This window comes from Alcanivorax sp. IL2, assembly GCF_047495475.1.
Classification (GTDB): domain Bacteria; phylum Pseudomonadota; class Gammaproteobacteria; order Pseudomonadales; family Alcanivoracaceae; genus Alcanivorax.
Genome location: NZ_CP179932.1, coordinates 3,098,848 through 3,121,516, shown reverse-complemented (window position 1 = coordinate 3,121,516; position 22,669 = coordinate 3,098,848). Strand labels below are relative to the sequence as shown.

At 59.9% G+C, this 22,669-nt stretch carries 15 protein-coding genes; 6 read left to right on the top strand and 9 right to left on the bottom strand.

Annotated features, from left to right (window positions below; genetic code table 11):
* The gene (gene recQ, locus ACMG4N_RS14410) at positions 1-2,133 is read right to left on the bottom strand and encodes a DNA helicase RecQ (protein ID WP_297768344.1); all 2,133 of its coding nucleotides are present in this window, start codon (positions 2,131-2,133) and stop codon (positions 1-3) included.
* 96 nt (positions 2,134-2,229) lie between these two features.
* Between recQ and chrA the strand changes: the two genes are divergently transcribed.
* The 3 genes from chrA to ACMG4N_RS14395 all read left to right on the top strand — a co-directional run bounded on the left by chrA (position 2,230) and on the right by ACMG4N_RS14395 (position 6,013).
* A complete protein-coding gene (gene chrA / locus ACMG4N_RS14405) occupies positions 2,230-3,366 on the top strand; it encodes a chromate efflux transporter (RefSeq protein WP_414433316.1) in 1,137 nt (378 codons plus the stop codon).
* 276 nt (positions 3,367-3,642) lie between these two features.
* Entirely contained in the window at positions 3,643-4,278 is a 636-nt protein-coding gene (locus ACMG4N_RS14400; RefSeq protein WP_414432152.1) for a TetR/AcrR family transcriptional regulator, read from the top strand.
* Between the two features lie 19 nt (positions 4,279-4,297).
* Positions 4,298-6,013 (top strand): acyl-CoA dehydrogenase family protein, encoded by a 1,716-nt coding sequence (locus ACMG4N_RS14395; RefSeq protein WP_414432151.1) that lies wholly within the window; start codon positions 4,298-4,300, stop codon positions 6,011-6,013.
* A 148-nt stretch (positions 6,014-6,161) separates the two neighbouring features.
* On the opposite strand, the gene ACMG4N_RS14390 is transcribed toward ACMG4N_RS14395, so the two are convergent.
* Positions 6,162-6,908, bottom strand: coding sequence for a ParA family protein (locus ACMG4N_RS14390; protein WP_414432149.1), 747 nt, complete (start codon positions 6,906-6,908; stop codon positions 6,162-6,164).
* 232 nt (positions 6,909-7,140) lie between these two features.
* Here ACMG4N_RS14390 and ACMG4N_RS14385 point away from each other — a divergent pair, with 232 nt between their 5' ends.
* On the top strand, positions 7,141-8,175 hold the full coding sequence (locus ACMG4N_RS14385; RefSeq protein ID WP_297768354.1) for a DUF4062 domain-containing protein: 1,035 nt from the start codon (positions 7,141-7,143) through the stop codon (positions 8,173-8,175).
* Positions 8,176-8,333: 158 nt separating this feature from the next.
* Here the strand turns inward: ACMG4N_RS14385 and ACMG4N_RS14380 are convergent, their stop codons facing one another.
* Positions 8,334-10,046: a proline--tRNA ligase gene (locus tag ACMG4N_RS14380; protein ID WP_297768358.1), complete on the bottom strand. Its 1,713-nt coding sequence runs from the start codon at positions 10,044-10,046 to the stop codon at positions 8,334-8,336.
* Between the two features lie 152 nt (positions 10,047-10,198).
* Here ACMG4N_RS14380 and ACMG4N_RS14375 point away from each other — a divergent pair, with 152 nt between their 5' ends.
* Together ACMG4N_RS14375 and ACMG4N_RS14370 are read left to right on the top strand one after the other, a co-directional pair.
* Positions 10,199-12,544, top strand: coding sequence for a YncE family protein (locus ACMG4N_RS14375; protein ID WP_414432147.1), 2,346 nt, complete (start codon positions 10,199-10,201; stop codon positions 12,542-12,544).
* A gap of 58 nt (positions 12,545-12,602) precedes the next feature.
* Positions 12,603-13,010 carry a PaaI family thioesterase gene (locus ACMG4N_RS14370; RefSeq protein ID WP_414432145.1) on the top strand — a complete coding sequence of 136 codons (408 nt, stop codon included), beginning with the start codon at positions 12,603-12,605 and terminating at the stop codon, positions 13,008-13,010.
* 293 nt (positions 13,011-13,303) lie between these two features.
* On the opposite strand, the gene ACMG4N_RS14365 is transcribed toward ACMG4N_RS14370, so the two are convergent.
* From ACMG4N_RS14365 to ACMG4N_RS14340, 6 genes are all read right to left on the bottom strand, one after another.
* Complete coding sequence (locus tag ACMG4N_RS14365) at positions 13,304-16,771, bottom strand: translocation/assembly module TamB domain-containing protein (protein ID WP_414432143.1); 3,468 nt, start codon at positions 16,769-16,771, stop codon at positions 13,304-13,306.
* Complete coding sequence (locus ACMG4N_RS14360; protein WP_414432141.1) at positions 16,768-18,516, bottom strand: autotransporter assembly complex protein TamA; 1,749 nt, start codon at positions 18,514-18,516, stop codon at positions 16,768-16,770. Before ACMG4N_RS14360 ends, ACMG4N_RS14365 begins: the two co-directional genes overlap by 4 nt.
* Before the next feature lie 95 nt (positions 18,517-18,611).
* On the bottom strand, positions 18,612-19,181 hold the full coding sequence (locus ACMG4N_RS14355) for a response regulator transcription factor (protein WP_297768373.1): 570 nt from the start codon (positions 19,179-19,181) through the stop codon (positions 18,612-18,614).
* Complete coding sequence (locus tag ACMG4N_RS14350) at positions 19,178-20,374, bottom strand: sensor histidine kinase (RefSeq protein ID WP_414432139.1); 1,197 nt, start codon at positions 20,372-20,374, stop codon at positions 19,178-19,180. Before ACMG4N_RS14350 ends, ACMG4N_RS14355 begins: the two co-directional genes overlap by 4 nt.
* A 236-nt stretch (positions 20,375-20,610) precedes the next feature.
* Positions 20,611-21,228 (bottom strand): class I SAM-dependent methyltransferase, encoded by a 618-nt coding sequence (locus ACMG4N_RS14345; RefSeq protein WP_297768379.1) that lies wholly within the window; start codon positions 21,226-21,228, stop codon positions 20,611-20,613.
* Complete coding sequence (locus tag ACMG4N_RS14340; protein ID WP_297768382.1) at positions 21,228-22,451, bottom strand: hypothetical protein; 1,224 nt, start codon at positions 22,449-22,451, stop codon at positions 21,228-21,230. The genes ACMG4N_RS14345 and ACMG4N_RS14340 overlap by 1 nt, the downstream gene beginning before the upstream one ends.
* Positions 22,452-22,669: the final 218 nt, after the last annotated feature.

Below are 22,669 nucleotides of genomic sequence, written 5' to 3'. Positions count from 1 at the left end.
TTATACCGTGGCGAGAATGGCCTGGCGTACACAATGCAGCACCCCGGTGGGCCAGTCGTCGGCCAGCAGATCTTTCAACTGCCGGTAGCTGAAGGTGTCTTCGGCCAGGTTGGGCTGGCTGAGCAGGGCATCCTGGATAATGCCGATCTCCATTTCGCTGATCCCCAGTGCCTGCTCCAGGCTGAGTTGGTTGGCGGTGACCAGTTGTGCCAGTTCCCGGTACACGGTTTGCTCGTTCAGGTTCTGCTGGCGGGCAATGGCTGACGGGCTCATGTTGGCCTGGGCCAGGGCAAGGATCTCGTTGCCATTCGGGCCGGCGGGCTCGGCGACACCGGCGGCATCATCACCGTTGAGAATGGCCAGAAACTCATCCCCGTAGCGTTCCAGCTTGCGGTCGCCGACACCGCTGACCGCGGCCATTTCCATACGATTGCGCGGGCGGATCGCGAGCATGTCCATCAAGGTGGCGTCGTGGAAGACAACGTAGGGTGGCACGCCTTCTTCGTCCGCCAGCCGTTTACGGCAGGCACGCAGGGTTTCCCACAGCTCACGGTCGGCATCGGCGATGCTGGAGTGGGTGCGCCGTGTGGTGGCTTTTTTGGCCTTGGCCAGTTCCTTGCGCAGGTGCAGGGGCTGCTCGCCGCGCAGGTAGGGGCGGCACAGGTCGGTGAGTTGCAGGGCGCCGAAGCCGTTCATGTCCACGGTGAGCAGGCCGCGGGCTACCAGTTGCCGGTAAATGCTTTTCCACTGGTTGGCGCTGAATTCATTGCCGATGTTCCAGGTGGACACATGGTCGTGGCCGGCACTGGCCACTTTGTCGGAACGGTTGCCGGTGAGCACATCGATCAGGTGATTGGCGCCGAAGCGCTGGCCGGTGCGGTAGACACAACTCAGGGCTTTCTGTGCGGCTTCGGTGGCATCGAAGGTCTGTGGCGGGTTCAGGCAGGTGTCGCAGTTGCCACAGGGCTTCTCCAGCGTTTCGGCGAAATAGTGCAACAGCGCCTGACGACGGCACTGAGTGATTTCGCAAAGCCCCAGCATGGATTCCAGTCGCTGGTTTTCGTTGCGCTTGTGCTGCTCGTTGCCGCTGCTCTGGGCCAGCATTTGCTTGAGTTTGATGGCGTCTTCCAGACCATAGGCCATCCAGGCAGTCGCAGGCTCGCCATCGCGCCCGGCGCGGCCGGTTTCCTGATAGTAGGACTCGATGCTTTTCGGCAAGTCCAGGTGAGCCACGAAGCGCACATCCGGTTTGTCGATGCCCATGCCGAAGGCAATGGTGGCCACCATCACCAGGCCATCTTCTCGCAGGAAACGCTGCTGATGGGTTTCCCGGGTTTGTGCGGGCAGGCCGGCATGGTACGGCAGGGCTTTCACGCCCTGCTGGCACAGCCATTCTGCCACCCGCTCCACCTTGTTGCGCGACAGGCAGTAAACGATACCGGCGTCGCCGTCGTGCTCGGCACGAATCAGGCGCAGTAGCTGGTTCCGGGCGCCGTCCTTGCGTTCGATACGGTACTGGATATTGGGCCGGTCGAAGCTGGAGACAAAATGGCGGGCCCGGGTCAGGTCCAGTCGCTCGGCGATTTCCGTACGGGTGCGTTGATCCGCCGTGGCGGTCAGGGCAATGCGCGGCACATTGGGAAATTCCCGGTGTAGCAGGGACAGTTGCAGGTAATCGTTGCGGAAGTCATGGCCCCATTGGGAGACGCAGTGAGCTTCGTCGATGGCAAACAGGGCAATCTGGGCCTGGTGAAGCAGCGACAGGGTGCGCGGCTGGATCAGTCGCTCCGGAGCGATGTAGAGCATGTCCAGCTCGCCCTTGAGCAGGGCGTCTTCCAGGGCCCGCTGCTGTTCCATGTTCAGCGTGGAATTGAGAAAACCGGCATTGACACCCAGTGCCTTGAGCGCATCTACCTGGTCCTGCATCAGTGCAATCAGCGGGCTGATCACCACCCCGGTGCCGGGGCGCACCAGGGCCGGAATCTGGTAGCACAGGGATTTGCCGCCGCCCGTGGGCATCAACACCAGAGCATCGTCGCCCTGAATCAGGTTGTCGATAATGGTCTGTTGTTCACCGCGGAACTGGTGATAGCCAAAGACGTGCTGGAGAACGGAGTGGGCATCGGATTGCATCGGGCGAGTATACCTGCCGCCGCCCGGCACTGACATCCGCCTGCCAGCAAACTGTGCTAGGTTCTGGTGAAATTTCAGTGGGAATGCTTGTACGTGATAACCGATATCTTTCGTCAGTTTCTGGTGCTGGGGCTGATCAGCTTTGGCGGCCCAGCGGCCCATGTGGGTTACTTCCATCGTCGCTTCGTGGAGGAATTGCAGTGGCTGGATGAGGCGGAGTTCGCTCGCCTGCTGGCATTGACCCAGTTTCTGCCCGGGCCGGCGTCCAGTCAGTTGGGCTTTGCCATCGGTCGGGTGCGTGGCGGTGTGCCCGGGGCTTTCGCGGCGTTTGTTGCCTTTACCCTGCCGTCTTTTTTCTTGATGGCCCTGCTGGGGATTTACGCCACGTCTCTGCCGGACTGGCTGCAGGGTGGGGCGATCATCGGGCTCAAGTGGCTGGCGGTGATCGTGGTGGCCGATGCGGTGTGGAATATGGGCCAGCGCTTTTGTGCCCGGGGGCTGACCCGCACGATCGCCGCGCTGGTGGCCATGCTGTTGGTGCTGTGGCCGGCGCTGGCGGGGCAGATGCTGGCCTTGCTGGTGGCCGCCGCCATTGGCTGGCAGCGGTTACGCCCGGAACAGGGGGTGCCAGCCAATGGCAAGCCGGTTTGGCGTCGCTGGCCGTTGGTGACGTTTGTGTTGCTCGCGTTCGTTGCCCTTTTTCCCGCGGCGCGGGGGCTGGGCCTGTGGAATGATTTCTTTGCCGCCGGCTCTCTGGTGTTCGGTGGTGGCCATGTGGTGCTGCCCCTGCTGCAGGAACTGGTTGGGCCACAGATGTCCCCGGATCAATTTCTCACTGGCTATGCCGCTGCCCAGGCAGTGCCCGGGCCCATGTTCTCGCTGGCGTCTTACCTGGGGGCGGTGTTGTTGCCTGCCAGCCCATGGTGGGGTGCCCTGATCGCCACCCTGGCCATTTTTCTGCCCGGTTTCCTGTTGGTGCTGGGGCTCATGGAGGGCTGGCAATGGCTCTCTTCCCGACCCGCTCTGGCAGGTGCGGTAGCGGGGATCAATGCGGCGGTGGTGGGGCTGCTGCTGGCGGCCCTGTACCAGCCGGTATTTATCTCTGCGGTGCATGATTTGTGGGATCTGTTGATCGTGGTGACGGGGTTTGTGGTGCTGCGCGGGAAGACGGTGCCGCTGTGGGGGATGGTGCTGGGCATGGCGGCGCTGGGGGTGATTACGGGGGTTCTGTAGGAGCGGCGCTTGAGCCGCGAACCGCGTCTAAGCGCGGGATCGTCCAAAGGGCGATCAGGTATCGCATTGCAACCGGCTTTACTTGTTACGTTCTGGTGAAAGCTGAGACGCCATTTCCTCGCCAAGGCTCGGATTCGCGGCTCAAGCGCCGCTCCTATAGCAGCTTCGTGGAAAAGGTGGGTAGCAATTCCTGCCGCACGCGCAAGACAGGCGGCGCTTGCCTGAAAGTCGGAATCATGATTCACTTCTTTTAAGAAATGAATACGGATTCCGATCATGGCTTACCGGGAAACCGCCAACGTAAAGGCACGCAAGGCGGCCCAGCGCGACCATCTGTTGCACAGTGCCGAGCAATTGGTGCGCGAGGGTGGCTTTGCCAATCTCACCATGCAGACCCTGGCGGTGGAAGCCGGGGTGGGGGTGGGCACCCTGTACCGTTATTTCGACAACAAGGCGGTGCTGGCGGCGGAAGTGTTTCGCGTGGCTACCGAGCGGGAAGTCGCAGCAGTGGCAACAGCGATGGAGCACCCCGGCAGCTTTACCGAACGGCTCAGCCATGTGCTGCAGATCTTTGTCCAGCGTGCCCAGGCCGCGCCCCGACTGGCCTGGTCGCTGATCGCCGAGCCGGTGGACCCGGCGGTGGACGCCGAGCGCCTTACTTATCGTCAGCGTTATGCAGAGCTTTACCGGCAGTTGCTCAGCGATGGGGTTAGCCAGGGGGCGCTGCCCATTCAGGATACGGCGATCAGTGCGGCGGCCCTGGTCGGTGCTATTGCCGAAGCCCTGGTAGGCCCGTTGTCCGATCCTTTGCCAAAAGCCAATCTGGCGGAATCCCTGACCCAATTTTGTCTGCGAGCCGTGGGGATATCCCCGGCGCAGGCCCAGCTTATTGAGCAGCAACAGACTGCATGATTTTTTCGGGAGAGCGCGAATGAATGCGAAGCACGAGACCCTGCACAGAGGGGCGCAACAGGGGAAAGCAGACCCGTTGGCCCAGACCCATGAGGTCTTCAATCAGGCCAGGGCGCTGGAGGATTACAACGCCTTCGACAATGACACCGCCCTGCGCGAGGCGGTACGCCGTCACGGGGCCGGCTGGGCGGAGGACAGGTTGTCCGCCCATGGTGCCAAAACCGGCAGTGCCGAGGTGATCGAGTGGGGCTTTCTGGCCAATGAACACAAGCCGCAGTTCTTCTCCCATGATCGCCAGGGCTATCGGGTGGACTTCGTAAAGTACCACGAGGCCTACCACCGCCTGATGACCCTGGGGTTGGAATCCGGCATTCACTCCGCTCCCTGGGCAGACCCGAAGCCGGGTGCCCATGTGGCCCGGGCGGCTCAGAGTTATCTGCAGGGCCAGGTGGAGGCCGGCCACGGCTGCCCGTTGACCATGACCTTTGCTTCGGTGCCCTCCATCAAGCTGACCCCGTCGCTGGCAAAGGAATGGTTGCCCAAGATTCTCAATAATGCCTACGACCCGCGTAATTTGCCGCATACGGAAAAACAGGCGCTGACCATCGGCATGGGCATGACCGAAAAGCAGGGCGGCTCCGATGTGCGCGCCAACAACACCCGGGCGTATCCGATCGGTGCCGAAGGCCCCGGTGACGCCTACGAACTGGTGGGCCACAAATGGTTCACCTCGGCCCCCATGTGTGATGGCTTCCTGGTGCTGGCCCAGACCGACAGCGGCTTGAGCTGTTTCCTGGTGCCGCGCTGGCGTCCGGACGGCAGCAAGAATCCGATCCAGGTACAGCGTCTGAAGAACAAGATGGGCAACGTCTCCAATGCCTCCTCCGAGATCGAATTGCGCGGCGCTCTTGGCTGGATGGTCGGCGAGGAGGGGCGCGGTGTACCGGCCATTATCGAGATGGTGGCCATGACCCGTTTCGACTGCATGGTGGGCTCCACCTCCGGCCAGCGCCAGGCGGTGGCGCAGGCGGTGAACCATGCCATGGGCCGTGCCGCTTTCGGCAAGACCCTGATCGATCAGCCGTTGATGCGTAACGTGCTGGCGGACCTGCAATTGGAGGTGGAGGGCTCCCTGGCCATTACCATGCGTATGGGCGAGGCGCTGGATAACACCACCCTGGACCCGAGCAACGAGCACGAGACACTGCTGCTGCGGCTGGGTCTGCCGGCGGGTAAGTACTGGATCTGCAAGCGCACTCCCTTCCATGCCTACGAGGCCATGGAGTGCCTTGGCGGCAACGGCGTCACAGAAGACTTCATCATGGCGCGCCTGTACCGCGAGGCCCCTATCAATGCCATCTGGGAAGGCTCCGGTAATGTGCAGGCCCTGGACATGCTGCGGGCCCTGGCCAAGACCCCGGCGGTGCTGGATGTGTGGTTCGCCGAGCTGGCGAAAACCACTGGCAGTGATCCCCGCCTGGACAAGGCGGTGACTTCGCTCAAGCAGGAATTCGTGGACATGGATGAAGCCGAATACCGGGCCCGGGTTATCGTCGATCGCCTGTCCCTGACCATGCAGGCCAGCCAGCTGGTAGCGTCGGGCAATAGCGCCGTGGCAGACGCCTTTATTGCCTCCCGCCTGGGAGAGCATGGTGATCGTAACTATGGGACCCTGCCGCGGGGGCTGGATCTGGGGGCGATTCTGCGGCGGGCAAACCCTTGGGAGAGCAGTTAGAAAACAGTTAACAGTTAATAGCGGCGCGAAGCGGCGTTATCTGTTCTGAAAGCAAAGAGGCCGCGCCCATCGTTTGGGCGCGGCCTCTTGCGTTTCCGTTGCGAGGGGCTGTAGCGCGTCGCTGTTAACTATTAACTGTTCACTGCCTCTACAGCTTCAGCTTTCCTGCGATCTCAAACCACATGGCCCGGAAGGCCTGGGCGGAGGGGGTGTAGGGGGCGAATTCACCGACCGGGGCGCGGTGGTCGCCCATCTGCTCCACATGGGTGGAGTAGGGGATCCAGGTTTTCAGGCCGCCTTTCATGCTCTTGGGACGCTTGACCAGCATTTCCACATGCAGGTCACGATGCCGATCCACCATGTTGAAAAAAGGCACCACAGTGAGGTTCTTGTAGTTCTTGTTCTCCAGCCAGTTCAGCACCTGTTCAAAGGCGCGTACCGACAGGTGGGTGGGGATCACCGGCACAAACAGGTAGTCCACCGCCGCAAAGATACTTTCCGCCACCGGGCTCAGGGTCGGCGGGCAATCCAGGATTACCAGTTCGTAGCTTTCCCCCAGCGGCGCAATCAACTGTTTCAGGCGGTTCTTGGCGCCGCCGTTTTCCAGCAGTTTGATATCGGCATTGCGCATGGAGATGTCGGCGGGGATGGCATCCAGATTGGCCCAGCGGGTTTCCCGCTTGAGTCGGCCGATGGGTTGTTTCCCCTTGATCAGATTGCCGGCCTTGTAGCCGTCACCGTCATCCACCCCCAGGTAAAAACTGGCGGCCCCCTGGGGGTCCAGGTCCCAGAGCAGGGTACGGTGCTTCCAGCGTGCGGCATGCCAGGCCACATTCACGGCCGAGGCGGTTTTGCCCACGCCACCTTTCAGGTTGTAAAAGGCTATGGTTTGCATGACGTCCCATTCCTGTAAGCTTGCAAAAAGCGCTACGATATTGGTTATTGGCACTGGCGCCGCCGGATAACCGGCACAAAGGCTGGGCTCAGGCTAGCATGAACCGGATGGATGTCCCACGACCAGACTGCCTACAGCGGTCCCCGGGTTGTGATAAGGGCCCACAGGCTGTTTAATAGCCAGCCAAAAACGTGCCCGAGAGGGCCATAACTCGACGCTACAGGTACCCAGGGTGACAGCGACGAAACGCTACCAGGTCTTTATCAGTGCCACCTTTCCCGATATGCAGGGGGCGCGCCAGGCATTGATGTTGCCGATGATTGAGCATGGCATGATACCCACCGGCCTGGACAGTTCTGCCGCAGATGGCAATACCCTGCTGCCGGTGATCCAGAAGCTGATCGAAACCAGCGATTATTTTGTCCTTATTGTGGGTGGGCGCTACGGCACCCTGTCTCCCATGGGGCTCAGCGAGCTGCATCGCGAATATATTTTTGCCGCCACCAAGCGCAAACCCATCGTTGCCTTTATCCATGATAATCCGGCCATGCTGCCTTCTGACCAGCAGGAGCCTACCCGTGATGGTCAGGTGCGCCGCGATGATTTTGTCCGCCTGCTGGAAGAAAAGGTAGCCTGTTTCCGTTGGACCACGGAAAACGGCCTGGCAGAACTGGCACACAAGGTGATTCCCAACCTGATGCGTGAGCATCGCACCGCGGGCTGGGTGCGTGCAGACCAGGCCGCCCTCGGTGGCAGCGGGGCAGAAGTCGAGGCGCTCAAAGCCCGAATCGAGATGCTGGAAAAAGAGCGCGAAGACAGCATGAGCCAGGCCCGGCCAGCACTGAAAACCCTGTCCCGGGGTGGCGATCTGGTGGCACTGGATTACTCCTGCAACGTTTACGAAGGCGGTGATTGCAAACTGGCCATGGTCACCACCCGGATCAGCTGGGATCAGGCGTTTTCCTGTGTGGCTCCGCTGATGCTCAATCCGGCATCCGAACCGGTGATGCAGAAGGCCCTGGAAGACTTCATTGGCCGCAAGGCTCTGGGAGATGTGCAGCAGGACTTCCCCCGTGCCCATGCGGTGCGCAACGTGGTGCTGGCTGCCCATGCGTTCAATCAGATCAAGATCCACTTGCGAGCGCTTGGGTTGATTACCAAATCGTCGGAGAAGGATAACCGCGGCCTGCCGTTGTGGCAGCTGACCGCCCATGGGGACAACACCATGAGCCAGGTGATGGCGGTGAAGCGGAGCGTTAAAATCTAGTTAATAGTGAGCAGTTAATAGTTAACAGCGGCGCGGAACAGCGTTGTCTGTTCTGAAAGCAAAGAGGCCGCGTCCAGGGTTTGGACGCGGCCTCTTGCGTTTCCAGTCACGAGGCGCTGGAGCGCGCCGCTGTTAACTGTTCACTATTAACTGTTAACTCAGCCCAGCTTCGCTTTCAGGAACGCCACAACCTCACCCATGGCCACCTCGGTTTTGTCTGCATCTCCGCGCCCTTTATATTCAAGCACCCCATTGTCCATGCCGCGTTCGGCGATGACGATGCGGTGGGGGATGCCGAGCAGTTCGCTGTCGGCCAGTTTTACGCCGAGGCGTTCCTTTTCGCGGTCGTCGAACAGTACTTCAATACCGGCGCCGGTCAGTTCGGCGTACAGCGTCTCGGCCAGCTCGCGTTCGCGGGGGCTTTTCTTGATGTTCACCGGTACCAGGGCCACCTGGAAGGGGGCGATGGCTTCTGGCCAGATAATGCCGCGGTCGTCATAGTTCTGTTCGATGGCGGCGGCCACCACTCGAGTGACGCCGATACCGTAGCAGCCCATGGGCATGACCACGGACTTGCCGTTCTCATCCAGTACCTTGGCTCCCAGGGCTTCAGAGTACTTGGTACCCAGCTGGAAGATGTGGCCCACTTCGATGCCGCGCTTGATGGTCAGGGTGCCCTTGCCGTCCGGGCTGGGGTCGCCTTCCACCACATTGCGCAGGTCCGCCACCTCTGGCAGCGCCACGTCGCGCTCCCAGTTGATGTTGAAGTGGTGCTTGCCGTCTTCATTGGCGCCGGCGCCGAAGTCACTCATCACTGCCACACTGCGGTCAATGACAACGGGAATCGGAAGGCCCACCGGGCCCAGGGAGCCCGGGCCTGCGCCGATGACCTGACGGATCTCCTCTTCGCTGGCGAATTCCATCGGCGTGGCCACTGATGCCAGTTTTTCCGCCTTGATATCGTTCAGCTCGTGATCGCCGCGTACCAGCAAGGCGACCAGCTGCCCCTCTTCTGCCCCTTTCACCACCAGGGTCTTGACCGTTTTCTCGACGGGCAGATCAAATTGCGCGACCAGTTCTTCGATGGTTTTGGCGTTAGGCGTATCCACCTTTTCCATGGCCGCACCCGGGGCGGGGCGCTCAATGGCAGGAGCCAGGGCTTCGGCCAGCTCCACGTTGGCGGCGTAATCGGAGCTGTCGGAGAAGGCGATGTCATCTTCACCGGAGTCGGCCAGCACATGGAATTCATGGCTGGCGGCGCCACCGATGGCGCCGGTATCCGCTTCCACCGGGCGGTAGTCCAGACCCAGGCGATCAAAGATGGCGCAGTAAGCCTGGTGCATGGTCTGGTAGGTGGCGGCCAGGGATTCCATGTCGGTGTGGAAGGAGTAGGCGTCCTTCATGATAAATTCCCGCGAGCGCATGATGCCGAAGCGCGGACGGATCTCATCGCGGAACTTGGTCTGGATCTGGTAGAAGTTGGCCGGCAGCTGTTTGTAGCTGTGCAGTTCATTACGAACCAGATCGGTAATCACTTCCTCATGGGTGGGGCCCAGGCAGAAAGCATTGTTATGGCGATCTGTGATACGCAGCAGCTCCGGACCGTAGGCCGGCGCCCGGCCGGACTCCTCCCACAGCTCCATGGGTTGGACCACCGGCATCAGCACTTCCTGGGCACCGGCCCGGTCCATCTCCTCGCGGACAATGTTCTCCACCTTGCGCAGCACGCGCAGGCCGGTGGGTAGCCAGTTATACAGGCCGGAGGCCAGCTTGCGGACCATGCCGGCCCTCAGCATGAGCTGATGGCTGATGACAACGGCATCGGCAGGGGTTTCTTTCACGGTGGCAAGCAGGTACTGGGAAGTGCGCATAAGGCTCAATTCGGGCTATTTCAACAGGGAACGGCTGATTCTAGGGATAAAGCGACGGCGACTCCAGCCTTGGCTTTTGTGGTGCAGGTTGTCTAGAATCTGTCTAGGAAAAAAATATCAGAGAAAGTCATATCGCTGGCAATGGGGGAAGCATGGATAGTCGGATCAAGTGGGCACTGGGATGTGCCCTTGGGTTGTGTATTAGTTCGGGGGCACAGGCGACTTTGCTGGATTCTGTCCGGGTGGCTGATGAAGCTTTCCTGCTCTCGGATAGCCATTTATATCGTTATCACTCCGTTTCCGGAAATGTGCAGCAGACAGATCTGAGCTCTCAGGGCTCACCTGTTGCCATGGCACTGGATGACGATGCGGTATTTATCGCGTACAGCAATGGTCGTCTTGAAAAGCGTGATTTGACCGGCGCTCTGGTTCCTGACTCGTCAGGCGGTGATGTGACGCGTAATTTTCAGGATATTACTGACATTGCCTTGCATGGTGAAAAGCTGTTCGTGGCTTTTACAGAGGGTAATGAGCTGCATGTACTGGAAACCTCTGACCTCAGTGCATCCAATGCTTCTTACAGTCTTTCTGAAACTATGCAGAAGCTTGTGCCATATGTATCAGGCAGCAGTGATCTGACTTTCTTTAGCCCTGACGGTGTAGATCTGAATCTCCTGAATTGGCCGCCAACATTGGTGGATGATGAGGTTGAGGTAGCACAGTTTGATATTGCTCAAGGGCATGGCAATTATCTGGAGACCCCCGACGATCTCTTTATCATCGATAACAACGATGGTGCCTTTGTCGTTATGGATAATGGCTCATATTGGAGTATTAACGGACCTTACCTCAGCTGGATTGCTGGTCAGGAGTTTCGTTTTCTGGATCAAGCTGAAGACGGTAAGTGGTCTGTGGTCCGTGGTCGCGTAGCTGCCTGCGAGAGTGGCGATGATCTGAACTGGACTACAGATCTGACGCATTACAGCACGGCTGTGTCCTTTGAAAGTCGCAGCAAACTCGGCTCAGAAGGAGTGATTTATGAAGTGGCCCACCTATGGGGTAGTGATCCGAAGACGCACCTATTCCGCGAAGCCGGATTGGGTAACCTGGTTGTAGATACCGTGATGCGTAGTGAGGGCTTGCCTTTTGATGACGGTAAGCAACCTTACAGTGTGGCAGCCAATGCCCCACTGAGTATTTACCAGCAGGTGCTGGGTGTCAGCAGTCAGCATGTGGCACTGGACGATGAAAGTAACAAGGCCTATGTCTTGCATCAGGGCAATAATCGTTGTGAGGCGGCGATTCGTGTCTTCGATCTGCAAACCAAGACCTGGGTTAGCACCATTCCGTTGCGTTGGCGGCCCCAGGCTATTGCCATGGTAGGCGGTGATAGCCCCGATGCCAGTGATGACAAATTGGCGGTGGTCTATGAACAGTCCTTCAATGCCTATGGACGTAGCCAGATGCTGGTCAGCTATATTGATGTGAATGCTTCCAGTCCACAGGAAGATCCGGCCAAGGATTTCGATGATTATGGTGTTTTCTTCTCCAACTTGAGCACAGTGCAGGCTAGTCGCCATGCCGTACTGTTTCAGATGGAATTCAGTAATGAGGGCAGCGTGATTACCGCCTGGGGGCCTAACGGAGAGCTTGATTTTTATCAGGATTGTGAAGGAAGCGGGACCTGTAGCGACCCCAGAGATATTGAGTTTTGGCAGTCTCGAGCCGCTCCTGGGGAGCAGACCGTTCTGGTACTGAAAGCCGGCGATGATGTTCGTTTGCTCCAGCTGGATGATTTTGCAGGTAATGTTACCTTTCTGGATCCCGGTGCCGGCTGGACGATGACGCTTGCGGATAATTTTACCGACGTCGAGGCTCCGTTGGTGTTTTCCCCCGGCAATAATGAATTTGTTGCCTTGAATCTGAATGATGGCGCAGCGGGCTTTCAGCGTGGAACCCCGAATTTCAATCAGGGTAAGCCTGAGGATTTCCTGCCAGTTTCGCTGCAGGTATCGACCTGGTCAGAGTCAACTCAGGGAGACGAAGATAATTACGTCCTTTACAACCTGAGCGGCGGTGATCCTGATACAGATGCTCCTGCTCTTATTCAACGCTGGTCAATGGTGCTCGGTTCGGATGGCCACTTCGAATTCGACAATGAGGATCAGGTTGAGGTAGCAGGTCGACCGATTATGGTTCGGGTGGTTGATCCGCAGGAGGATAACTTGCTGGTGGCTACTCTCCATCAAGAGCAGGTTCGCTTTACGCCTTTTGATCGGTCGCTGGGTGTCACTCCCGGTGACGATGGCGGAGGGGATTCTGGTGGTGATGGTGACACGGGTGGTGACACGGATGTGGACAATCCTGGCTCGGGTAATGGAAGCGGCGGAGGTTCAAATGGCTTCGGTTCCAGTGGCGGAGGTGCGACGATCTGGATTATTGCCTTGCTTGGCTTGCTGGTTTCCCGGCGCCGCAGTCCAGGAATGAATCATTGCTGATTCAATAAAATAGCGAAGTGGAACGGGCCCAAGGGGCCCGTTTTTGCAGGTGATAAAAATGTTGAATGCACAGGAAGTACAGGACGTGATCTATCAGGGGTTGCCGGCGGCGTCCGAGGAAGGATTGCGGGTTGAAGCAGTGGGTGAGCGGCGTGCACGGGTGCGTAGTCCATTCCGGCCGTCCACCATTCGTCCGGGCGGCACCCTGTCCGGGCCTACTATGATGGGGCTGGCGGATGCCGCCATGTATGCGGCGATTCTCGGCGAGCTGGGTCGAGTGGAAATGGCAGTGACGCAGAATCTCAATATCAATTTCCTGTCCCGTCCGGCCCAGAAGGATCTGATTGCCGACGCCGTGATTCTGCGCTTGGGACGGCGTTCTGCCGTGCTGGAAGTACAGTTGTTCAGTGAGGGTAGTGACGAGATGGTGGCCCATGTGACCGGGACGTACGCGCTGCCGCACTAGCTAGGCTCCGGTTGATGGGGAAAGGCTGGAAAATTTCTCAATCCCGGTGTTTTCTACGGAGCGACTGATAGGAACGGAGCGTAGCGGAGTAACGCACGTCGCTCCGTGCGGCCCGAAGGGTGACCAGGTATTTCAGGGTTCGGCGAGTTTCAGAAAAAAGAAAAGACCGATACGTTTGTTGCCTCGCTGCACTCGATTCGTCCCTCAAGAGGAACTCCTACAGACGGGGCTTTCGCCTGGCAGCCTTGGGTAATCGCGCCGCCCGCGCCGCTCCTACAATAGCTGGCTCATCATCACTGCAACTCTTTCTCCCAGATCAGATCCAGACTGTTCGCCTTGGTGCTGGAACGGGCTTCCAAGTGAAGCTGTCGGGTCAGCGTATAGCGCAGCATGACGGTGGAGACCGCATCGAACAGGCCTACCGCATAGGTCAGATACAGTCGGTCGGAAAGCTGTTTGCCCAGCATCAAGGCCGCGTCGTCGGTTTCCCAGTCGCTGCCCACGGTGATTTCATCCACACCCAGTTTGTCGCCGAGTTTTTCGGTGACGCCGCTGCCTTTCTCCAGTCCGTATAACGCCAGCGCCTGAGCGATGCGGTTGTTGTCGCCTTTCGATCCCCGCTCCAGTGGCCGGCCGGTGAGCAGGTAGGACATGGCCTGGCTTTGCTCCATGCTGGGTTCTGAGAACAGGGTGGCTTCCGGCTCCTGCAGGGTGCCGCTGAGCTGCACCCCGACCATAACGTTTTCACTGGGGATCTTGCGGATGGCACGGATATCCAGCCCGGGGTTGTCCGGCGGTCCCTGGAAAATCAGCTGGCCATCACTGATTGCCAGGTTCTGGCCGTAGGCCCGATAGCGGCCTTCACGGATGACCAGCTCGCCGTTGAGTTGCGGGGGGCGTTGCGGCTGTTGTTCTACCTTCAGGGTGCCGCCGAGCATGGCGTCCAGGCCAAAGCCCTGGAAGTGCACCTTGTCCCCCAGGCTGACTGTGACATCCATACCCAGTGGCAGACCACTGCGTTGTTCGCTTTGCTGGTGCACCAGCACCTGGTCTTGGCTAACAGTGACCGCGCCCTCGGGAAGCTGCGTTGGGCGGATTTCCGCTTCCGGGATGGACAATCGGCCGCCCAGTTGCAATTCACTCAGGTCTCCCTTGAGGCTAAGGGCGGGGTTAAGCAAAACGCGAGCATCGGGCCGGTCTGCCACCAGTAACCGTTCACCCTGCAAAGACAGATCTACCCTGGCTGGCCATTCCCTCGGGTCCAGGCTGCCGGTCAGGGTCATGGTGCCTTCGCCCAGGGTGGCCGATCCGTTGACATCCAGTTTCCCGCGGGGCGACCCCTTTACGTCCACCTGCAGATCGGTAACGGCCACCCCCAGAACGGGGACCAGGGCGCGGCCGTTATCCAGCCGGATGCTGCCTTTCATCAGTGGTTGGCGAAGGCTGCCGCCCAGCGCAACGTCGCCACGAATCTCGCCGCTGATCTCGCGAAGATCGGTGGTGAACAACGCCAGTGGAGCAAGACTGGATACCCGTAATGCCACCTCACCGGTCAGGGAAGCGTCGGCATCCAGGCCGTGTTCCAGGGTAGCGTCGACGGTGGCCAGGTCGGACATCAGTGTCAGCTCGCTGCTCAGACGACGGTTTTGTAGCGTGCCCTGTAAGGAGAGTTGCTCAATCACAAGCTCCTGGGGGGCATCCGGAGTGCGCACAGCAATTTGTGCCCCCCGGGTTTCCAGCCGGTATTGGCCACGGGGGTTGTCCAGTGAGCCTTGCACCGTAGCCTCGCCGTCCAGGCTGCCCTGCACGGCAAACTCTGGCCCTAGCAGGGCGCCTGCCAATGCCAGTGGCAAAGCCTTGAGGGAGGCGCTGGCGTCGATCTGATAGTTGCTGTTGCGGTTGCCTGTCAGACAAATCCGGCTCGGTGTCTGCTCAAGACAGAAAGGGCTGATGGACTGGGCCGTGGCAGAGAGCTGCACCGCCGTGTCCTCGGCCTGTTGCCAGCGGCCCAGTTGCTGATGAATCAGGCCGGTATCGGACAGGTTGCCCTGCCACTGGGGCGAGTGGTTGAGCCCTTTCAACGTGCCTTGCAGGTTTGTCTCCAGGCTGAGTTCGTCGCGCCGGAAGCTTGCCGTGGCCGTATGGCTGCTCAGGGTGCCCTTGGCGCTGATGCGGGCGGCGGCGAGCTGTTCGATGTTGCCCTGCTGTAGGGCCTCGCTGTTCAGCTCCAGCGACATGGTCTGGTCGCCCATACCGAGTGCCTGGAAGCGGGTTTGCAGGGAGGCCAGCGACCACTCCTGCCAGCCGAGCTGCTGCCCGTTCAGGCTGCCGCTCAGCGTGGGAGTGGCGAGGGCGCCGCGCACTTGCAGCTGGCCGCTGACCTGGCCCTGCAGATCCGGATAAAGCTGGGCCAGCTGTTTCAGATCCACGCGGGTGTCCAGGGACCAGTCGGGCAGGATGGCCCCGCGTGCGCTGAGCCGGTTGTCACCCCAGCGGATGTTGCTGTCGAGTCGCAGGCGTTGCTGGTGGCGCTCCAGGGTGGTGGTGGCGGTCAGGGGTTGTTGCCGAACCCGGCCTTCCAGCCGTACCTGGCTGGGGGACAGGGCCCATTGCTCATCCTTGTAGCTGCCGCGGCTGCTGCCCTGCACGCTGAGCAGGCCCGGGAATAACGGATGTAGCAGGCCGGTGTCCAGTTTGCCCGCCACGGTCAGATCCCAGGCCAGGGGGCTGAACAGCAGCTCACCCCGGCCCTCCAGCTGCTGCTCGCCATCATCAAGCTGCAACTGCTGCAGTGTCAGGCCGCCGTCGCTCAACTGGCTATCCAGGGTCAGGTTGACGGTTCTGTCGCCGCTGATCAGGCTGCTCTGCCCGGCTATTTTCAGGGCCGCCAATGGGCCCTGCGTGGTCAACTTGCCGTGGCCCAGAGATAGTGGCTGTGGCAACGACAGTGGTAGTGGCTGGGCCGGCCACAGATGTTCCAGGTCCAGTGGCCGCTCCGGGTCGCCCAGTCGCCATTGGCCCTGGCTGTGAATTTCCACGGGGCTTTGTAGTTGATGGCGCAGTTGCAGGGCTGCGAGAGAGCCGCTGATATCAAGCTGGCCTGCCAATCGGTCTGCGTTGACCGTATCGCTCTGCGGTAACGGCATGTGCCAGCGGGCCTGCCCCTGAATCTCCATGGGGGCTGCCAGGCTGCCCTGGGCGGTGGCGTCCACGCTGATATCGGCCACCGTGCGGGTGGTCAGGCTGGCCAGTTGGAAACGGCGCCAGGCTGCCAGTTGTCGGGCATCCAGTTCGCTGACCAGAAGGGTGTCGTTGAGATGTAGGGAGGCCAGGCTAAGAGTGTCGATGCGTACACCCAGGGGCAGTGCCAGGCTGTCCGGCAGATTGCCCGCAGGTGAATCGTCGGACGCCTGGCCGGGCGGCAGAGACAGTCTCAGGTTACCCAGAGACAGGGTGGTGAACTCCAGCCAGCCGCGGGCGAGGGAAGCGGGTACCAGCTCCACTTCCAGGCGATCCAGACTGACTGACAGATCGTCCAGCTGATAGCGCACCCCGGTGGCGCTAACCCGGTCCAGCAGACTTCCCTGCCAGTCATCCACCTGCAGTTCACCGGGCATCAGCCCGCTGACCTGACCAAGCAGCCAGCGGTTGCCGGTGGCGGTGCCCAGCAGCAGCCAGGAGGTGACAGCCACTATCAGTATTGCGCTGAACAACAAGCCGAGCAGGCCGATGCTGAAGCGCTTGAGGACTCGTTTGATCACAGGTCCGGCCCCATGCTCAGGTGCAAACGCCAGTCGCGGTGTTCATCCACGGCCCGGGCCAGATCGAGCCGGATCGGCCCCAGCGGGGAGCGCCAGCGGATGCCGAAACCGGCGCTGCGGCGAATTTCGAAATCATCAAAGTCATTGAACGCATTGCCGCCATCGGTGAACACCGCCAGGTGCCATTTCTCGGTGATCGGGTGGTCGTATTCCAGGCTGCCGGTGGCCAGGTGCCGGCCACCAATCACTTCCCCATTGGCTGCCCGTGGGCCCAGGGATTCATAGGCGAAACCGCGCACGCTGGAATCACCGCCAGCAAAGAAGCGGATAGAGGCGGGCAGTTCGCGCACATCGGTCACTTCCGTATAGCCCAGATCCCCGCGCATCAGTACTCGTCCGCCGAGTAACGGGAAAAGAATCTTGCCGTTGCCAGTGAGCTGCAAAAAGGAGGCCGTGGAAGACAGATTGCGGTTGGCGAAACGGATCTTGCTGCTCAAACGCCAGCCAAATGACGGGTAGATGGGGTCGTTAGCCTTGACGCGACTGAGCTGGAAACCGGGAATGATCAGCTCGGCCTGATCCACTTCTTCGGCGATTTCATAGGTTTCGCGCAAGTAGGTCAGCGAGGTAGTGGTGACCCAGCGATTCTGCAGCTCGACAATATAATCGGCACCGGTGGTCCAGCGTTCATTGTCCTTGCTGTCGGTGACCTCATTCACGTAACTGGTGTGAAAATCCAGTCGTTCGCGCTGAGGATCTTTCAGCGGGATCTGGTAGCTGGCGCCGGCGCCTTGCTGCACCTGGGATACCTCCGTTTCCGCCCGGAAGCGGTGGCCGGCCTGGTTAACCCGGCGATTTTCCACCCCCAGGCGAACCCGTGGCCCGGTATCGGTGCTGGCGCCGACACCGGCGAGCAGTGACCAGCGATTGTTGTCTGTGAGAGTGATGCTGACGGGAATGGTGCGGGTGCTGTCATCCGGGGTGCCTTTCTGCACCCGGACGGCGCTGAAATAGCCGGCACCGAGAAAGGCCTGCTGGGTTTCCAGCAGCTGTTTGCTGTTAAAGGGCTTGCCCTGATCAAAGCCGAGATAGGCATTGATCAGCTTGTCTCGCAATTCGCTGCCGCTAATGGTGACGGCGCCGAAGTCATAGCGGGTGCCGCTGTCCACATGCAGTGTCATGGTGGCCTGGCGTTTGCGGGTGTCCACGCTGAGCCGATGCCGGGTCAGTTTGCCTTGCACATAGCCGCGGCTGATTAAATTCTGCTGCAGCTTCTTTTTCAGGGCGGTGTATTGGTCGTGTTGCAGGCGCTGGCCAATGGCCAGTTGTGCATTGTCGACCAGCTGGTTGAAGACGGGGTCGTTGGCGGCATCGCCGCTGATGCGAATATCGGCCCGTTGCAGGATCACAGCATGCCCGCTATCCACATCCAGTGTAACTCGCACACACTCGTCTTCCCGGTCGGTACTCAGGGACAGGGTGCTTTCGTAGTAGCCCATGGCCTGCAACGCTTGCTGGCTGTTGGCGAGAATCTGTCGGCGGATCAGGCCATATTGGGCGGTGGGCGGCTCGCAGGGGTAACGGGACAGGTCTACCAGGGCGCGGATATTAGCGCTGACCGCATCGCTGGCATTGCCGGTGATGCGCAGTTGTGGGGTGTCACCAGCGAAAGCCGGCATGGCGAGCAGCATCAGCAGTAGGGTGGCTAACCAGGTTGTCTGCTGCGGTGCCCTCAAGTCCTGCATCCCTGTGCGCTGTTTCCCGGTAGCAGGCAATTCGTTGCTGCCCCTGGGGAAGGTAAGTTGTCACTTGTACAACAGTGTAAGGCAAGTTGCGACAGTCAGTCTTCGCGAAAGTGCTTGTCGCGCTGGTAGTCACTGGCAGTGGGTCGTTTTTTCAGTCGTCGTTGCAAGGTGCGGCGATGAATACCCAGCGCGTCGGCGGCACGGGAGATGTTGCCATCATGGGCATCCAGTGTGCGTTGGATATGCTCCCATTCCAGCCGTTGCAAGGATGGTGGCGTGGCGGGTAGAGGCAGGGTCGGATTGGTCGGATCCGCATCCAGCGCCAGCAAGATGTCAGCGGGGCTGGCGGGTTTGGTGAGATAATTACGGGCACCACGGTGGGTGGCGGCTACTGCCGCAGTAATACTGCCATAGCCGGTGAGCAGGATGACCCGGCAATCCGGAAAATGCGCAAGAACAGGTTCGATCAGGTCCAGGCCGTTGTCGTTGCCCAGGTTCTGGTCAAGGATGGCGCCATCAAGATGGTCCAGGCCGCTCAGCGCTGCCAACGCCTGTTCTGCATTATGGGCGACGGCAACCCGGTTGCCGCGCAGCTCCAGGGCGCGGGCGGTCTGTTTGGCCAGTGGCTCGTCGTCCTCCACCAGCAGCAGTTGGCGCTCGCTCATGTCATTGGTTCCGGTAGCTTTGGCCAGTCCATGCGGGCCTGGGTCCAGCGCGGCCCGAATTCCATCTCCAGATTGGCGCCCATTTGTTGCAGCGTGGTGCTGACCAGGGTCAGGCCGATCCCCATGCCTTCCCGTTCCGATGCGGCATGGCCGGGACCGTCGTCGCTGACCTGTAATCGGTAATGCTGTCCCTGATCCTGCAGGGTAATGGCCAGCCGGGTGGCGCCAGCGTCCATGGCGTTATAACCGAGATTACACAGCACCCGAAACCAGCCTTCCGTGTCGGCGACGCAGGGGTCGCTGTCCAGCTGTTTGCTGACCGAGAGGGTGGGCGCCAGATGACGAAGGTGCTGTTGTAGCTTTTCCAGCAATTCACTGATGGGCAGGTATTCCGGCAGCAGAGGTTCATTGCCCTGTTTCAGGCGCTGGGCCACGTTACGGGCCAGTTGCTCCATCTGGGAGACTTCATCGCGGAGGGCGCCTGGCAGTTGTGGCGCATGCAGCAGGTTGTCGGCCAGCATCACCAGGGTACCCAGTGGCGTATTCAGTTCATGGGCCTGATCGGCCAGGGTGGCGGCAATCTGGTACATATGCTCGCGGCGACCGGCCAGATCAATGGCCTGTTCCTGCTGGCGTTGCTGTTGGCGCATCAGGCGCTGAATCACCTGGCCCAGCAGGGTGAGCATGACCAGCAGGGCAATGAAAACAGCAGCCATGCCCATGCCATGCAGGCCGCTGAGCTGGTGGCTTAGCGCATGGAGGGGGCTATCCATGGCCGGCATCTGATACCAGCTCATGGAGACCATGTAACCGCCCAGCGCCAGTGCCGCCACCAGCATGCCGTTTTTCAGTGGCAGGGTCAGGGAAGCCAGCAAGGCAGGCACCAGCAAATAGAACGACAACGGGTTGCCGGCACCGCCGAAGCCCTGGATCAGGCCAGTGAACAGGATCGTGTCCAGGGCCAGTTCCAGCGTCAGTAGCGGTGTGTGGCGCTGATGGGTTACGCGGTGAGACAACAGCGTGATCAGGCTGGGCAATAAGAGCGCCGCCAGCCAGCCCAGTTCATTGAGACGATAGCCACTATGCCCCTGGCTTTGCAGCACCATCAGGGCAAGGGTAATGATCAGCACCAGCAGGCTGCGTAGCCAGATTAGCCGCAGGCGCCAGTTCAGTAAGGGGGGGCGGGTATCCATGGGGGGTATTGTAAAGGCAAAGTCGTGCGAGGGGGTGTGGCAGATTGTCCCGGTTAGGGAGCTACAAGCTTCAAGCTGCTAGCTACAACGCGAATCAGGGATGTGCTAGCCGAAGAGCGCCGACGCCGCGCCGGCCCGTATTTTTGTATATCTTGTTTTTGTCATGGGTTAAACGCTGAGACAGTGGCCTATCGGTTGGCTATAGACCAGTCCGTGTTGCAGCTTGCAGCTGCTCTTCAGGGACGCAGTAGTGCCCCATCAAGCAACTCCCCGGCAAAGGCGGGTAGTTTCGGGTGACGGCGGTGGCTGGCCTTGTGTAGGCGGAAGCCGGCTTCGCGGAAGATGCTGGCGGTGTCACGGGTGAGCTGGCAGCCGCAGGCCAGATGTTTCCAGGCCGGGTTCATGCCTTTTTGCAGCCGCTGTACCCAGCGACGGTCGCTTAGCACGTGCTCGAGCGCCAACAGGGTGCCGCCGGGCTTGAGTACCCGAAAGGCCTCCGCTGCGGCTTGTCGGGGATCTGGAATGGTGCAGAAAACCAGGCAGGCAACCACCGTATCAAAATGGTGGTCAGGGTAGGGGAGTTGCTGGGCATCACCGGTGCGCAGGATAAAACGGCCCGGGTGAGGGCACTGGTCGGCGGCTTCCCGGGCCATGTCCAGCATCGCCTCGACCGGTTCGATACCGTGGATTTCGGTGGCGGAATCACCATAAAAGGCAAAATTGCTGCCGGTACCCACGCCTAACTCCAGAACGCGTCCGTGCGCCTGGCCGACTATCCGGGCACGGTCCCGGTAAACCGGACGGGTTGCCCAATCCAGTAATACCGGGAACAGCCTGTCTTCATAGAGTGACATTAGCCACGCTCAGGGAGGACATATTTTTCCGGGTTATTCAGCATGTCCATGCTCAGCGGTTCGCTGATGATGCTGGTCAGGTTGCGGTCTGTTTGCTTGCTGAACTTGCGACGCAGCTTTTCAAACTTGCGGAAGCTGCGGAAGTTCAGGGCATAAAGCCGTACTTCCTGCAGGCGCTTGTAGGAATACATCACGTCCAGGGCGTCCATGGAGAACTCGGGACGGATCTTCATGGCCTTTTCCAGGTAGCTGATTGCCTCGTTGAGGTCGCGCTTGCGGTTCATGTAAATCAACGCATTGGCGTACTCATAGTTAACAATCGGAATGTCGCCGGCCATTTCCAGTGCTTCGGCGAAGGAATCTTCCACCGTGGTGGTGCGGGCACCGTAGGTCATGCGGCCGGTGAATTTGCCCACCCGACGCATGATGCCGGCATCGACGCCAGCGCGGAAAGCGTGCGCCAGAGGTTGTTCCGGCATCACTTCCACAACTTCTTCGGCGCTGTTCTTGATCTTGCCGATATAGCGGCGAGCCACCACGATGGGCACCGGGGATTCTTCGGCGATGCGGGCGATGGCGTAGGCGTAACCCAGTTTCACGGTGGCCACGATCGGGGCCACTTCCGGGTCATCCTCGGCCTCTTTCATGACTTCGAAGTATTCCTGGGCCTGGTTGGCCACGTCCTGCAGCATCATGTATTTGGTGCTTTGACGGTCCGCCAGGTAGATCGCATACATCAGCTGGGAGAACAGGGAAGGAATCTTGCCAATCGCGCCCAGTTTCAACCCTTCTTCCCGGGCTTGCTGGAAATCACCGGCAAAGAACATTCTCCACACCGCCAGATAACGGCGCTCCAGGCCATCATAGTCCTTGCCGTCCCAGTTCTGGATGTCTTCCGACATGAACGGATATTTCTTGAACTGGGTACGCATGTAGTCTGCGGAGGGGTAGGGCACCTTGAGTCCACGCATCAGGTAATCCCATTTCTCGCGGATCTGCGCGTCGGTGTAGGTGAAGTAGCTCTTCTTGTAGGGAACCTCGTTCCACTTTTCCTGGAAGATGCGTTCATCCACCGGAATCTCCTGCATTTGCAGTTCTTCCGCGGTCACTTCATCCATTTCATCGTCATAGTCATCATCGCGTGCCGCATGGAGTTGCAAGCTCAATGTGCAAAGCGCGACCAGACACAGGGAATGCCAGAATCGTTGAGGGTATGCTGTCATGATGGTTTACAGCTCTTGTTGTTGTTGTGTGTTTTATCAGGGTATGGAATACAACCTGTGATCGCCTTTGCTGCGTATGCCTGCTGGAGGCAGTTGCCACAAAAACGGACAGGAAAGCCGTTTCCGGCTCTCTCAATACCCTGTTATTAGAGGCGACATGGTCGCCGGGCCCCGATAGCCCTTGTAATGGCTTAACAATGCCATGGGCTTGGGCGGTG

Coding starts and splice junctions, on each gene's coding strand:
- recQ (WP_297768344.1), bottom strand. CDS start 2,133: ATGCAATCCGATGCCCACTCCGTTCTCCAGCACGTCTTTGGCTATCAC.
- ACMG4N_RS14400 (WP_414432152.1), top strand. CDS start 3,643: ATGGCTTACCGGGAAACCGCCAACGTAAAGGCACGCAAGGCGGCCCAG.
- ACMG4N_RS14395 (WP_414432151.1), top strand. CDS start 4,298: ATGAATGCGAAGCACGAGACCCTGCACAGAGGGGCGCAACAGGGGAAA.
- ACMG4N_RS14390 (WP_414432149.1), bottom strand. CDS start 6,908: ATGCAAACCATAGCCTTTTACAACCTGAAAGGTGGCGTGGGCAAAACC.
- ACMG4N_RS14380 (WP_297768358.1), bottom strand. CDS start 10,046: ATGCGCACTTCCCAGTACCTGCTTGCCACCGTGAAAGAAACCCCTGCC.
- ACMG4N_RS14375 (WP_414432147.1), top strand. CDS start 10,199: ATGGATAGTCGGATCAAGTGGGCACTGGGATGTGCCCTTGGGTTGTGT.
- ACMG4N_RS14370 (WP_414432145.1), top strand. CDS start 12,603: ATGTTGAATGCACAGGAAGTACAGGACGTGATCTATCAGGGGTTGCCG.
- ACMG4N_RS14360 (WP_414432141.1), bottom strand. CDS start 18,516: ATGCAGGACTTGAGGGCACCGCAGCAGACAACCTGGTTAGCCACCCTA.
- ACMG4N_RS14355 (WP_297768373.1), bottom strand. CDS start 19,181: ATGAGCGAGCGCCAACTGCTGCTGGTGGAGGACGACGAGCCACTGGCC.
- ACMG4N_RS14350 (WP_414432139.1), bottom strand. CDS start 20,374: ATGGATACCCGCCCCCCCTTACTGAACTGGCGCCTGCGGCTAATCTGG.
- ACMG4N_RS14345 (WP_297768379.1), bottom strand. CDS start 21,228: ATGTCACTCTATGAAGACAGGCTGTTCCCGGTATTACTGGATTGGGCA.
- ACMG4N_RS14340 (WP_297768382.1), bottom strand. CDS start 22,451: ATGACAGCATACCCTCAACGATTCTGGCATTCCCTGTGTCTGGTCGCG.